The 12,675-nt window shown below is 64.1% G+C and carries 12 protein-coding genes; all 12 read left to right on the top strand.

Going from position 1 to position 12,675, the window contains the following annotated elements; all coding sequences use genetic code 11:
* The first annotated feature begins 86 nt into the window (after window positions 1-86).
* The 12 genes from AACI_RS15540 (at window position 87) to AACI_RS00750 (ending at window position 12,657) form a co-directional block, all read left to right on the top strand.
* On the top strand, window positions 87-1,295 hold the full coding sequence (locus tag AACI_RS15540) for a DUF6114 domain-containing protein (RefSeq protein ID WP_012809586.1): 1,209 nt from the start codon (window positions 87-89) through the stop codon (window positions 1,293-1,295).
* 51 nt (window positions 1,296-1,346) lie between these two features.
* Window positions 1,347-1,937: a DUF6230 family protein gene (locus AACI_RS00700; protein ID WP_012809587.1), complete on the top strand. Its 591-nt coding sequence runs from the start codon at window positions 1,347-1,349 to the stop codon at window positions 1,935-1,937.
* A gap of 88 nt (window positions 1,938-2,025) precedes the next feature.
* Window positions 2,026-2,547, top strand: coding sequence for a hypothetical protein (locus AACI_RS00705; RefSeq protein ID WP_012809588.1), 522 nt, complete (start codon window positions 2,026-2,028; stop codon window positions 2,545-2,547).
* A gap of 37 nt (window positions 2,548-2,584) precedes the next feature.
* Complete coding sequence (locus AACI_RS00710; protein ID WP_012809589.1) at window positions 2,585-2,959, top strand: hypothetical protein; 375 nt, start codon at window positions 2,585-2,587, stop codon at window positions 2,957-2,959.
* Window positions 2,960-3,254: 295 nt separating this feature from the next.
* Window positions 3,255-4,775, top strand: a complete 1,521-nt coding sequence (locus tag AACI_RS00715) for a LuxR C-terminal-related transcriptional regulator (protein WP_012809590.1) — start codon at window positions 3,255-3,257, stop codon at window positions 4,773-4,775.
* 254 nt (window positions 4,776-5,029) lie between these two features.
* Entirely contained in the window at window positions 5,030-6,475 is a 1,446-nt protein-coding gene (locus tag AACI_RS00720; protein WP_394295639.1) for an NAD-dependent malic enzyme, read from the top strand.
* A gap of 173 nt (window positions 6,476-6,648) precedes the next feature.
* The gene (locus tag AACI_RS00725; RefSeq protein WP_008341152.1) at window positions 6,649-7,002 is read left to right on the top strand and encodes an SCP2 sterol-binding domain-containing protein; all 354 of its coding nucleotides are present in this window, start codon (window positions 6,649-6,651) and stop codon (window positions 7,000-7,002) included.
* Window positions 7,003-7,101: 99 nt separating this feature from the next.
* Window positions 7,102-8,628 (top strand): long-chain-fatty-acid--CoA ligase, encoded by a 1,527-nt coding sequence (locus AACI_RS00730; protein WP_012809592.1) that lies wholly within the window; start codon window positions 7,102-7,104, stop codon window positions 8,626-8,628.
* Window positions 8,629-8,645: 17 nt separating this feature from the next.
* Entirely contained in the window at window positions 8,646-9,767 is a 1,122-nt protein-coding gene (locus AACI_RS00735) for an acyl-CoA dehydrogenase family protein (RefSeq protein WP_012809593.1), read from the top strand.
* A complete protein-coding gene (locus AACI_RS00740; protein WP_012809594.1) occupies window positions 9,764-10,978 on the top strand; it encodes an acyl-CoA dehydrogenase family protein in 1,215 nt (404 codons plus the stop codon). Before AACI_RS00735 ends, AACI_RS00740 begins: the two co-directional genes overlap by 4 nt.
* An 11-nt stretch (window positions 10,979-10,989) precedes the next feature.
* Complete coding sequence (locus AACI_RS00745) at window positions 10,990-11,796, top strand: enoyl-CoA hydratase/isomerase family protein (RefSeq protein ID WP_012809595.1); 807 nt, start codon at window positions 10,990-10,992, stop codon at window positions 11,794-11,796.
* A gap of 18 nt (window positions 11,797-11,814) precedes the next feature.
* On the top strand, window positions 11,815-12,657 hold the full coding sequence (locus AACI_RS00750) for an SDR family NAD(P)-dependent oxidoreductase (RefSeq protein ID WP_012809596.1): 843 nt from the start codon (window positions 11,815-11,817) through the stop codon (window positions 12,655-12,657).
* Window positions 12,658-12,675: the final 18 nt, after the last annotated feature.

Below are 12,675 nucleotides of genomic sequence, written 5' to 3' on the forward strand. Positions count from 1 at the left end.
CGCGATTCACCGAGCTGAGGTCGCAGGCGCGTCGAGCGAGAGCCACCCGGATTCGGGGATTCAGGCGATCGAGGGGGTTGAGACCAATGGCGACCGCGAATCCAAACGAAGACGAAGGCGCCCGCAGCGCGGAAGCCGCGGGGGATCGCCAGTCGCAGCCAAAGCCGCACGTGTTTCAGTACGCGATCACGCCCACCCGCTGGCCGGGGCCCGATCCGACGGTCATGACGGAGTGGCGTGAAAACGTATTCCTGCAACTTGGTGCGCGCGCTGCGCATGTCGGATCGGCCGAGGTCAAGGCGCGGCCGGAAGCTGCCGAGCAGGTTTTGGCGTCCGAGGAGGGCGGGGAGCACTCGCCGTCCCATGAAGCGGCAGGCCGTGGGCGCGAGGCGTCGGGGGACGTGTCGGAAGGCGAGCGCGCGGCTGCAGAAGGTGAAGGCATCGATTCGGCAAGCCCACCCGAGGTGCAGAGATCCACCGGCGAGGTGCCGCGCCCGCGGAGGAGGCGCCACGAGGCGGTCGATCCGGCACTTTTACTTCCGGCCGCCGCGAAGCGGTCTGCGCAGGAGGCCGCCAAAGCCGAAGAGGGAGGCGACCACGCGGATTCGGTCGGTGCGCTCGAAAACGCTTGCAACAACGATTTGGAGGAAGTGCCGCCAGGCGTGCTGACGCCCACCCAGATTGTGCGCGGCGATCCGCTTCGCCTGCCGGACGAGGATACGCGCCGCAAGGGGAAGCGAGTGCAGGCGACGCCGCGAAGAGGAGGAATGGTTGCCATGGAGCCGGAAACGGTGTCGGTCACGCCCGCGCCTGAGTCCAGCCCCAAGTCACGAGAAACTGGCGTGATTGTCGACGTGGAAGCGACGGAAACCACGCCGGTGCAGCCCGCGCGCAAGGGATTTCGCCATTGGCGGCGAACGCGCCCCTTCACAGCGGGGTTGCTCTCGATGCTCGGGGGCGCCATCGTGGCCGCAGGGCCGGTGAGTCTGCTGCATGTCGTCGCGTTTTCGCAGTCCAGCGTGCCCATCGGCGCGGCGGTCGGCATCCTGATTTTCATCATGGGCCTGTTGGAATGGGTGTTTCCTTTCTACGCGATGCTGACCGGCAGCATCACGGTGGTGCTCGCGCTGGTGTCTCTCGTCGTAGCGTCATTTGGCGGTCTGTTTGTCGGCATGTTGCTGAGTCTTGTTGGAGGTGCGATGGCGGTGGCGTGGCGCCCAGTGCAGCCGAAGAAGCAGAAAAACGCCAAACCGAAGGCGCCGAATCTTCCCAACACGCCTTCCGCTTCCGCATAAAGCATCTCCCTCGGAGAGGGATGTAAGCGAATTCTGAAGGAGGGGTTCACGATGTATCCAGAGATGGCGATGCCCATGGAGGGGCGCACGAATTGGAAAGTGTTTGCCGGCGTGTTGGCCGGTGGCGTGGCAGGTATCGGCGCATTGACTGGCATGGTGATGAACGGGGTGGTGTCCGCTGCCGTGAATCTTCCGATTCCGTTCACGGTTCAGGCGTCGAGCATCAACGGCACGGGGTTCAGCCTGGCGCCGGGGCAGGTGCCGAATCAGCAGCAGGGCGCGGCTCAGATTGTGATGAACGGCACGTTGCAGAACATGACGATCACCAAGCAAATTAACACACCGCTCGGCACGTTCAATATCAACATTAGCGCCGGTACCGGTAGCACGCCGGTGCAGGCGACGGGCATGACGGTGTACGCGTCGAGCCTCGGCGGCGACACGAGCTTCCCGCAGGGCCTTGCGATGGACGCTTCGACGGGCACGCTGTCCGGCAGCCAGCTCCAGATGAACAATGCGACGCTGCAGGTCCCGTATCTCAGCACCCAGAGCATCTCGCTGCCGGGCATGTCGCTCTCGATCACGCCTGCGTCGAGCAGTTCTTCGAGCTCCTCCGGCTCAAGCACCTCGAACGGCACCTGATCCGTATCCCGTCGCGATCGTTCGCGTGTTTCCATGGGAGCGGACGCCCGCCGCTCCCCAATCCAATCCAGGGGCAGGGGGGATGAGCATGAGGCTTTCGAGCGTGTGGGAAGCCGGGTCCAGGCGCCGTGCGAAGGCGGCGGGCCTCGCGGCGGCCGCAGCCGCGTGCGCCATGACGCTCATGCCAGCTTCGGTGCCCCGCGCGGGGACCCTTCTTCCCGGAAGGGTTCCCTTCACGCTTCGGGCGTCCGAAATCATCGCGCAGAACGCGGTGATCAGCATTCTGGGTGAGTCGATGTCGTTCTCAAGTGCATCCATCCAGGGGATGAGCTTGACCTATTCGGCGGGCGGGCACACGTATACCATCGCAGTCAACGGAACGGCTTCGGCGGGGCAGACGGTGATCAAGACGTCGCTGTTCAGCACACTCAAAGACGACATCGGATCGCTCTTTCACGTGCAGTCGCCGAGCGTCGCGGTCGTTCTCGCGGACGCGCTGATTCAAAAGCCCATCCCGACGCTCGTGCTCACCAACGTCAACTTGACCATCGATACGTCCATGAACACCCAAAATATTCAAATGCCCAGCATGCAGATGACCGTGAGCTGAGCCAACACGTGCATGACCTGCAAAAAGGGGTGATCCCGTGAGCTCTCCGGCGCCGTTTCTACTCAAGGCAACGAGAATCCAAGCCAATCAAGCCAGGCTGAATGTGCTCACGAACACCTTGTCGTTCCAATCCGCCACCATTGAGGGGATGCACATCGCCCGGACGGCGGACGGCCACACGATGTCCATCGCGTCGGGGGGCGTGGTCAAAGTCGGCCAGACCAAGATCCAAACCACGGTTCTCCGCAACCTCGCGAGCATTGGCAGTTTCCGCAATAAGCGAGACGTCCTTCTCCTGCTCGCCGGAAGCACGCTTCCTCATCTCGAGCTGTCTCGCGTCGAGTTCACCATCGACGGGTATTTAACCACGTCGCACGCGGATATCCCGGTCATGACCCTCTCGATGACCTGACCGCCTCCGCTCGCCGTTGCCCAGCTTGCGGGGTCATGGGCGCGTCCTTCGCTCGCGCCACGGGGCAACGGCACCTCTATTCTCCTCCGAGGCCCCTGCACGCAGACGGCAAGGCGATATCCTTTTCTTGTTTCCCCGCGCGAATTCCTCTATAATGTCGCTAATACTCCATGGCGCGTGCGGATATGAGGAAATTCGAGAGAATGGCTCGGTTCTGAACTTGAGATAGGGCGACGTATCATCAGGATATCACTCGCCAAGGTTGTCGCTCTGGCCGCCCGAAGGGGGATGTACGATGAGTCGTCCGTCGCCGCTTCCGCCGTCAGGTGAATCGCTTCCGAAAAAAACCCTACAGTCGGTCCTGCAGACCCTGCAGGCGCAGGAAGCGGAGTGCCGCATGAACTGGAGCCTGCGCATGGCGCGGCTCGAGATTCCGGAAGTCACGCAGCCGGTGTTGACGCACCTTTTTCAGTTTCTTCTGAGAAATATTGAAAGCGCTCTCACGGACGAGGAGGCGCTCGTTCGCGCGTTTCAGGCCGAGGTCATGCGCGCCCAGCCGAGCGTGATGGCTTCGGACGTGCTGGTCGTGGTCGGCTTCCTGGAAGAACTGATGATCTCCATGGCGTGGCGGATGGTCGAGCCGGCTCAGATCGAGTCGTTCGTGCGCTTCGCGCATCGGCTCTGCTTCGATCTCGCCCGCGAGGCGCTTTCTGAAGGATACTTCCCGGCGAAGCTTGCGGCCCGCACGCAGTACATGTGTGACGCGCCGCTCGTGAACTGGCTGAACGTGCTGAGCGCCGAATGCGACTGGAAGTGGTTCGCGCTCGCTCGGACGAGACCTCAGGTGAACGTCGAGGAGTCCGCGCTCTACGTCCCCGAGACCCGCATGTGGACGGCCGAGGCGCCACATCCTGAGCGGACGGAACAGGTGCGAAAGGCTTTAGCGGACGGATCGCCCTTTGTGGCCGCGGTCGGGGACAACCTGTACGCGGTGGCGGAGGCGCGGCACGATCCGCTCACGATTCGCCGCTTCCGCCAGACAGCGCAGTGGATCCAGAACGCGCTTCAGCTCTCCATCTACGTCCGCGGCGGGCACGGCAGCGGACGCGCGGAGCTACTCGAGGTCTTGCTGGAGTTCGACGACGTGCTTGCGTCGGCCGGCGACATGAACGAGCTTTTGACCTGCGTTGTGGAACACGTGTGCCGGCGCGGCGGGTTCAAGCGCAGTGCGCTCTTCTTGTACAATCCCATCACCCAGACGGTCGAGGGCGTGCACGGCTACAATGTGAACGTCGAAGAGATCATGCGGATTCGCCAGACGGATCGCGATATCCCCTCGCTCACACAGTTCGTGCAGATCGCCAAGCCCGTGTTTCTGAAGGACGTGGGCAACATCCTTCCGCAATCCTACGTGAACAAGTTTCACCTCTCGTCGCTCCTTGTGTGCCCAGTGATTGACAATCGGCGCATGCTCGGGATCATGCTGCTCGATCACGGCGGGCGGCCGTTCACGCCGGACAATGCCACGATTCGCATGGTGGAGGCCATGCTGGCGCGGGCCGGGCGGATGATCGTGATGCAGATGTATCGGCAGGCCGGTGCGGCGCCCATCACGCCGCTCACGACCTTGACCAAGCGTGAGCGCGAGATCCTTCAGCTCATCGCGGACGGCGTGGACACGAAGGAAATTGGGCGCGCCCTGCACATCAGCGACTATACGGTGACGGAGCACGTGAGCTCCATTTTGCGGAAACTGGGGGCGAAAAACCGCACGGAGGCGGTGGCCAAGGCGATGCGCGAGCGCATCATTCACTGAGCGCCTCCCATTGTGCGGCCGCAACGTGGCCCCGTTGCCGCGGCCGCGTCCACGCAGAAACGACGCAGGCCACCCCGTAGGTTCGGGGGTTTTGTTCACAATATTGCAACATTTCGGGGAGGCCGGGGCCTGCGTCCTGCGCTACAATAGCACCAAGCTGTTATATATCAGAAAGGTGCTTCGGCTCTGTGTTTCAATCCGCCTGGCTGATGCGGATGGCGGAGCCGTGGCCCGAAACTCAGGGGGAGTGGAACGTGACACTGACGCGTGCCGGCAATGTTCGAGTTCTGTTTCGCGTTCGCTTGGAGGCGGGCGCGGCGCTTGGGGAGGTGCATGGCGCCATTGTGCGCGCCGGAGGCGAGATCGTCGCCATGGAGACCCGCGCGCTGCATGCGGATCACAGCGTGCGCGACATCACCGTCGCGGTCGATACCGAGCCCGATGTCCGGGCTGTCGAGCAAGCGCTGGACGAGGTACAGGGCGTGAAACGCCTGGAGACGCTGGACCGCACATTTCTGGTCCACGTGGGGGGCAAAATCGCCACACACCTGAAGGTGCCCGTGGTCGATCGCGACGACCTGGCCGTTGTGTACACGCCGGGCGTGGCGCGCGTGTGCGAGGCCATTCGGGATCGCCGCGATCGCGCCTTCGAATTCACCATCCGCAAGAACACGGTGGCGGTGGTGAGCGACGGCTCGGCCGTGCTAGGGCTGGGGAACATTGGCCCGGAGGCCGCCATGCCGGTCATGGAAGGGAAGGCGATGCTGTTCAAGCGCTTCGCCGACGTGGATGCCTTCCCCATCTGCTTGGCCACGCAGGACGTGGACGAGATTGTCGAAACCGTCGAGCGAATGGCGCCGTCGTTCGGCGGGATCAACCTCGAGGACATCTCGTCGCCGCGGTGTTTCGAGATCGAGGAGCGGCTGCGGAAACGGCTCGACATTCCGGTGTTTCACGACGATCAGCACGGCACAGCGGTCGTCATGCTGGCCGGGCTCATCAATGCACTGAAGATTGTGAACAAGCGGATGCAGGATGTGTCCGTCGTCGTGGCGGGGGTCGGCGCGGCAGGCGTGGCGTGCACCAAGATCCTGCTCGCGGCCGGTGTGGGGCATATCGTCGGCGTGGATCGCGTAGGCATCATCGAGCGCGGCCGCCACTATGACAACCCCGTGAAGCAGTGGTACGCGGAGAACACGAACTCCGAGAATCGGCGCGGGACCCTCGAAGAAGCGGTGCGCGGCGCCGACGTGTTCATCGGCGTCTCCGGCCCGGGCATCCTGACCGTCGGTCACGTCAAGCAAATGGCGCGCGATCCCATTGTGTTTGCCATGGCGAATCCCATCCCGGAAATCCTGCCCGAGGTGGCGGCGGGCCACGTGCGCGTGATGGCGACCGGACGATCCGACTACCCGAATCAGATTAACAACGTGCTCTGTTTTCCCGGCATGTTCCGCGGGGCGCTCGACGTCCGCGCGCGGGATATCACGGAAGAGATGAAACAGGCCGCGGCGCTCGCCATCGCCGAGTGCGTGCCGGAAGAGCAACTGTCGGAGCAGTACATCATCCCGAGCCCGTTCGATCCGAACGTCGTCCCGGCCGTGAGCCGCGCGGTGCAAGCAGCCGCGGTTCGGTCCGGCGTGGCGCGGGCGGCAGCTCCCCTCGAGCTCGAGGAAGAGCCCCTCTACACCGAGATGTAGCGGAGCAGGGCTTCGCGACCCCGAGTTCAGGGGAGGGCATCCCCCAACTCCCCGGATTCCTCGGGATGGGAAAGCGCTTGCCAGGCGATACAATGGCATCAACGACCGGACGGGTTTTTGAAGCGAACTCGCTTCGCACCCGCATCCATCGAAAGATTCAGGAGGCGATGAACATGACCACCACACCGTCGACGAAGGAGATTTTCGATCTCATCAACCAGGCGCTGTCCGCAGATCCCTCGCGCACCGGAGGCTTGGAGGCCGTCTACCAATTCAACATCACCGGTGACGATCCCGGCACCTATCAGCTCATTCTGAAACCCGACAAGGCGTACGCGGTCGAGGGCGAGCAGGAGGTCGCGAACTGCACGCTCGAGATGGATTCGAACGACTTCAAGGACATGCTGCAGGGCAATCTGAACGGCACGGCCGCGTTCATGAGCGGCAAGCTCCGCGTCGAGGGCGATCTCGGCCTCGCGATGCAGTTGGAAACCGTGCTCAGCGCCTACACCGCCGCGAACAACTGACGGATTGGCTCAGGCATGCGCGCCGGGCCGCGGATCGGAGGATGCGCGGACGGCTCGGCGCGTCCGCCGTGAGAAATTTCCGGAAGGGCGAGATGAGAGATGAATCTCGTTCAATTATTAGAGGATAACCAGCGTCGATTTGGAACGTACGAGTCCCTGGTGTACGAGGGGCGCGTGTACACCAATGCGGAGTTGGCGGCCCTGTCATCGCAGTTGGCCCATCATATCCAGGCGCTCGGCGTTCGTCCCGGAGATGCGGTGATGGTGACGATGCCCAACCGCCCGGAGGTGGTGATTGCGTTTTACGCCATCGCAAAGGCGGGGGCTGTGGCCGTGCCTGTGATGCCGCTCTTGCAGGCGTCCGAGGTGCGGTACATCATTCAGGACTCGAATCCCAAGCTCGTGATCACCTGCGAAGTCCTGAAGCCCAAGATCCAGCAGGCGATTCAGGATCTCTCCAATCCGCCGGTGGTTCGATCGGTGGATGACGCGGGCGTCGAAGGGTTCGAGACCGTCCTGTCCCACTATCCCGCGGAGCGCCCCAATGTTCAGGTGGAGGACCATCAGCCCGCGGTGATTCTGTACACGAGCGGCACCACCGGCAAGCCGAAAGGCGTGATCCTGACGCATCACAACCTGTGCGCGAATGCGCGCGCCGCCGCCGATCTCGCGGAGCAGTACGTTCTGAAGGTCGAGAAGCGGGTTGGGCTCGGCATCTTGCCGCTGTCGCACGCCTTCGGCTTCACGATGATGAACACCGCGCTCTGCCTGGGCGAACTGGACGTCCTGCTGCCCTACTTCGATCCCGTGCTCGTGTTTCAGGCGATTGAGCGGTATCGCGTGACACACTTCACGGCGGTGCCCGCCATGTTTCACGCGCTCCTCCATCATCCCGACGCGGACAAATACGACCTGTCCTCGCTCTCCGTCTGCATCTCAGGCTCCGCACCGCTGCCCGAATTGGTGCGCAAGGCGTTCGAGGAAAAGTTTCACTGCCTCGTGTTCCAGGGATACGGATTGTCCGAGGCTGCGCCCGTCGTGACGGCGCCCCGTTTCGACAAGCCCGCGAAGCCGGGCTCCGTCGGGCTCCCCCTTCCCGGCGTGGAGGTGGCGGTGCTCGACGACGACGGCAATCCTCTGCCGCCCGGCGAGATCGGCGAGTTGGCCGTGCGCGGCCCGAACGTCTCTCCGGGCTATCACCATCTTCCGGAGGAAACGGAGAAGGTGTTCCGGAATGGATGGCTCTTCACAGGGGATATGGCGCGGCTGGACGAAGAGGGGTACGTGTACATCGTGGACCGCAAAAAGGACGTGATCATCCGCGGCGGGTTCAACATCTATCCGAGCGATCTCGAAGAACTCCTGAGCCAACATCCCGCGGTCGCGGAGGTGGCGGTGGTGGGCGCGCCGTCCGAGCGCATGGGCGAGGAAGTCGTGGCGTACGTCGTGCGCAAGAAGGGCGCCGACGTGACCGAGGAAGAGCTCATCGCGTTCTGCCAAGAGCACCTCGCGAAGTACAAGACGCCGAAGGTGGTTCAGTTTGTCCCGTATCTGCCGAAAAACCTCATCGGCAAGGTGGATAAAAAGAAGCTGCGGGAGATGGCCAAGACCATTCAGTTCGCTTGACCTTAGGAGGGAATTCCATGATCTCATTTCTTCCGACAGATGAGGAGCGCGCGTTCGTCGAGGTGGCGGGCGAGTTTGCACGCAATCGCCTGCGCGAGTCCGCGCGAGACGCGGAAAAGGCCAGGACCCCATCTGATGACGTGGTGTCCGCGGCGCACGATCTCGGCCTGCTCTCCCTCGAACTTCCGGAGCGCCTCGCGGGCGCCGAACTGCCCCTCGTCTCGCAGGTTCAGGTCCTGGAGGCGCTCGCCTTTGGCGATCTCGGCATCGTGCAAGGCATGCCCGGGCTTTGCGACAGCGCTTCCGTGATGCGGCTTATCCCTCATCCGGAGCGGCTCGAATTGGCGGACGGCGCCGCGCAGCGCGTGCCGTGGATCCATTTGGAGCCCGGTGAGGTCGCCGTGATCGTCGAGCGAAGCGGCTTCCGGCTCGAAGGCGTGGCGTTTCCGCGGCGCTCGGCACTCGGGGCGGATCAACTGCTCGTGAGCTTCCTGGCGCCGGGGGGCGAGGCGATTGTCGCCTGGCTCGACCGGACGGCGGCCGAGTGGTCGGAGGACGCCGGAGATGTGCGGCTCGGGCTGCTCGCCGCGCACATTGGCCGGATTGCGTTCGAGGGGACCATCGTCCGGCCCGAGGACGTGCTCTTACGCGGTGACGAGGCCGAGCAAGTGATCACGGGGGCGAAGGCCCGCGTGGCCGTGCTTGAGGCCGCGAAATGTGTCGGCGTCATGCGCGCGTCCCTGGAATACACCATCGAGTACACGAGCCAGCGCAAGGCGTTCGGCCAGGAGATCCCGAAGTTCCAGGGCGTTTCCTTCACGGTGGCCGACATGGCGATTGAGACCGAGGCCGCTCGCAACCTCGTGTGGCAGGCCGCACACGCCGTGGACAACCGCGGAGCGGAGGCGATGCAGGACGCGGCTCGGGCCCTTGCGTACGCGCTTCGCAGCGCGCGATTCGTCACCAACCAGGGTGTGCAGATGCTGGGCGGCGCCGGCTACTTGCAGGAGTATCCGGTCGAGAAGTGGATGCGGGACGCCCAGGCGCAGGCCGTGCTGTACGGCAAAGAGATGGAGTGGTTTGAACGCGCGGGCGGCCGCGCGCTGGGCCTCGCGGAGAAGGAAGGTGTCCTGGTGTGATTGACTTCGAGCTCAGTCCCCAGCAAAAGCAGGTCCGCGACATGGTGCACTGGTTCGCGGAGCACGAGATGCGGCCCATTTCGCTTCTCGCGGACAAGGAAGAGCGCGTGCCGGACGAATGGCTCGCCAAGGTGAACCGCATGGGCATCTCGCTCAGCATGTCCAATTTCGGCGGGGACGCCGGCAAGAAGAAGGACGATGCGGCGCGCAAGGAACCGCGGGAGCGACAGGCCAACCGACTTGGCGTCATCGCGGCGGAAGAGCTCGCGTGGGGCGATCCGGCCATCGCGCTGTCGCTGCCGGGGCCGGGCCTGGGCGGACCGCCGGTGCAGTCGACCGGCACGCCGGAGCAGAAGGAGCGGTTTCTCGGCATCTTTACGAAAGACGAGCCGCGCTGGGGCGCATACGCCCTCACCGAGCCGGGGGCGGGATCGGACGTGTCGGGCATCCGGACGTCGGCCAAAAAGGTCGACGGCGGCTACGTGCTGAACGGCCACAAGGTGTACATCACGAACGGCGGCCGCGCGTCTTGGGTGGTGGCGTTTGCCACGGTCGATCCGTCGCTCGGCAGAGCGGGCCATCGCGCGTTTGTCGTGGAGAAAGGCACGCCTGGGTTCACCTGCACCCGCGTCGCGCACAAGATGGGCCTGCGCGCCTCGGAAACGGCGGAGCTCGTGTTCGAGGACTGCTTCGTGCCCATCGACAACCTGCTCGGCGGCGAGGCGCATTACGAGAACCGCGCCGGATCGTCTGGATTCCGCGTCGCCATGTCCACTTTCGACAGCACGCGTCCCATCGTGGCGGCGATGGCCGTGGGCATCGCGCGGGCTGCGTACGAGTACACGCTCGAATTCGTGAAACAGGAATATCCCCGCGGGCAGCGCGTGCGACATGACGTGCTCGCGAAGCTGGGGGAAATGGACGCCAAGATTCACGCCGCAAGGCTTTTGACCTGGGAGGCCGCGTGGAAGGCGGATCTCGGCCAGCCGAACGCCAAGGAAGCGGCGATGTGCAAGGCGCACGCGGGGCGCGTCTCGCTCGAAGTGTGCGCCGATTGCCTGGAGATCATGGGGCCCATTGGCCTGGACGGGCACCTGGTGGAGAAGCTCTACCGAGACGTCAAGGTGTTCGACATCTTCGAGGGGACCAACCAGATTCAACACCTGATTGTCGCCCGGCGGCTGTACGAGCCGCACGGCCTGCGCCTGTGAGGAGGTGGAGGATGTCGTATTCCACGCTGAAACTCGAGCGCCTCGACAAGGGCGTGGTCTGGGCGTCCATCGACAATCCGCCGGCCAATGCCATTTCCGACGCGCTCGTGGACGATCTCGACCAGCTTCTCACGGAGCTCGAGGCGGACCGATCCGCGCGCGTGCTCGTCATCGGCTCGAATCATCCGAAGAACTTCGTGGCAGGCGCCGATCTCAAGATGATGACGCAAAACGCGAGCAAGTACGCCGGACAGGGGGGAGCCATCCGCGACGCGGCGAGCCGGATGCAGCGCGTGTTCGATCGCGTCGCGAAGTTTCCCCGCCCGGTGATAGCGGCCATTCACGGGCACGCCCTCGGCGGGGGCTGTGAGCTGGCGCTCGCCTGCGACTTCCGCTTCATGAGCGGCGGGACCATCGGCTTGACCGAGGTGTCGCTCGGACTCATCCCAGGCGCGGGCGGCACGCAGCGCATGACCCTGCTCCTCGGCCGCGCCAAGGCGACGGAGCTCATCTTTTTCGCCAAGCGGCTGTCGAAGGAGGAGGCGGAGGCCATCGGCCTCATCACGAAGGCCGTCGAACCGGAGCGGCTGCGCGAGGAGGTCGTCGCGTTCGCCGAGAGCCTGAGCGAGCGCGCGGTGTTCGCCATGGGCCTTGCCAAGCAGGCCATGGACGCCGCCGTTCCGCTCGATCACGGCCTCGCTGTCGAGGCGGAGAACTTCGAGCGCACCTTCACCACGGGCGAACCGCTCGAAGGCATTGCGGCCTTCTTGCAGAAGCGCCCAGCGAAATTCCTCAAAGACGCTGCGGCCAAAGCATGAAACACGGGGGGATGGAACATGTCGTCGTGGGATCAGCTCTTGAAGGGAAAGGTTGCCGTTGTGACCGGCGCCTCGCGAGGGCTCGGGCGCGCGGACGCGCTCGCGCTGGCCGAGGCGGGCGCGGACGTCGTCATCACCGACATCCTGATTGAAAGCGACGAGTCGAGCGCGCAGGCGGCCAAGCAGTACGGCCCGCTGGCGCAGGTGATGCAGAGCACGAAGGTGGTGTACGCGGAGAAGACGGCCGAGGAGATCCGCCAGATGGGCCGCCGATCGTTCGCCATCAAGATGGACGTGACGGATCGGGATCAGGTCCGCGAGGTGTTCGCGCGCGTCAAGGAGGAGTTCGGCCGGATCGACATCCTCATCAACAACGCCGGCACGCTCGATCACGTCTCGCAGATCGAGAATCAGCGAGACGACCTGTGGGAGCGCGACCTGCGCGTGAATCTCACGGGCACGTACAACTGCACGAAGGCTGTGTGGCCCTACATGAAGGAGCAGGGCTGGGGCCGGATCATCAACATGTCGTCCATCGTCGGCATCCAGGGCGGTTTCGGGCAGGCGAGCTATGCCACGACCAAGGGCGGCATCCTCAGCTTCACCAAGAGCATGGCGCTCGAGGGGGCGCGGTACGGCATCACGGTGAACGCCATCGTGCCGGGCATCATCAACACGGAGGCGTTCAAGATGGGCAACAAGCAAATGAACGAGCGCATGATCCAGCGCACCGCGTTCCGCAGGCCGGGGGATCCGGAGGATGTGGCGAATGCCATCGTGTTCCTGTGCTCCGACAAGGCGAAGTACATCACGGGCATCGGCCTGCCGGTGTGCGGCGGGATCGACCTGTTCACGTTCTGACCGGATGACGAAGGCAGT

Origin of the sequence: Alicyclobacillus acidocaldarius subsp. acidocaldarius DSM 446 (assembly GCF_000024285.1) — a bacterium.
Taxonomy (GTDB): domain Bacteria; phylum Bacillota; class Bacilli; order Alicyclobacillales; family Alicyclobacillaceae; genus Alicyclobacillus; species Alicyclobacillus acidocaldarius.

Excerpts from the sequence above, each read along its gene's own strand:
- AACI_RS15540 (WP_012809586.1), top strand. The coding sequence starts at position 87 with ATGGCGACCGCGAATCCAAACGAAGACGAAGGCGCCCGCAGCGCGGAA.
- AACI_RS00700 (WP_012809587.1), top strand. The coding sequence starts at position 1,347 with ATGTATCCAGAGATGGCGATGCCCATGGAGGGGCGCACGAATTGGAAA.
- AACI_RS00705 (WP_012809588.1), top strand. The coding sequence starts at position 2,026 with ATGAGGCTTTCGAGCGTGTGGGAAGCCGGGTCCAGGCGCCGTGCGAAG.
- AACI_RS00715 (WP_012809590.1), top strand. The coding sequence starts at position 3,255 with ATGAGTCGTCCGTCGCCGCTTCCGCCGTCAGGTGAATCGCTTCCGAAA.
- AACI_RS00725 (WP_008341152.1), top strand. The coding sequence starts at position 6,649 with ATGACCACCACACCGTCGACGAAGGAGATTTTCGATCTCATCAACCAG.
- AACI_RS00730 (WP_012809592.1), top strand. The coding sequence starts at position 7,102 with ATGAATCTCGTTCAATTATTAGAGGATAACCAGCGTCGATTTGGAACG.
- AACI_RS00735 (WP_012809593.1), top strand. The coding sequence starts at position 8,646 with ATGATCTCATTTCTTCCGACAGATGAGGAGCGCGCGTTCGTCGAGGTG.
- AACI_RS00745 (WP_012809595.1), top strand. The coding sequence starts at position 10,990 with ATGTCGTATTCCACGCTGAAACTCGAGCGCCTCGACAAGGGCGTGGTC.
- AACI_RS00750 (WP_012809596.1), top strand. The coding sequence starts at position 11,815 with ATGTCGTCGTGGGATCAGCTCTTGAAGGGAAAGGTTGCCGTTGTGACC.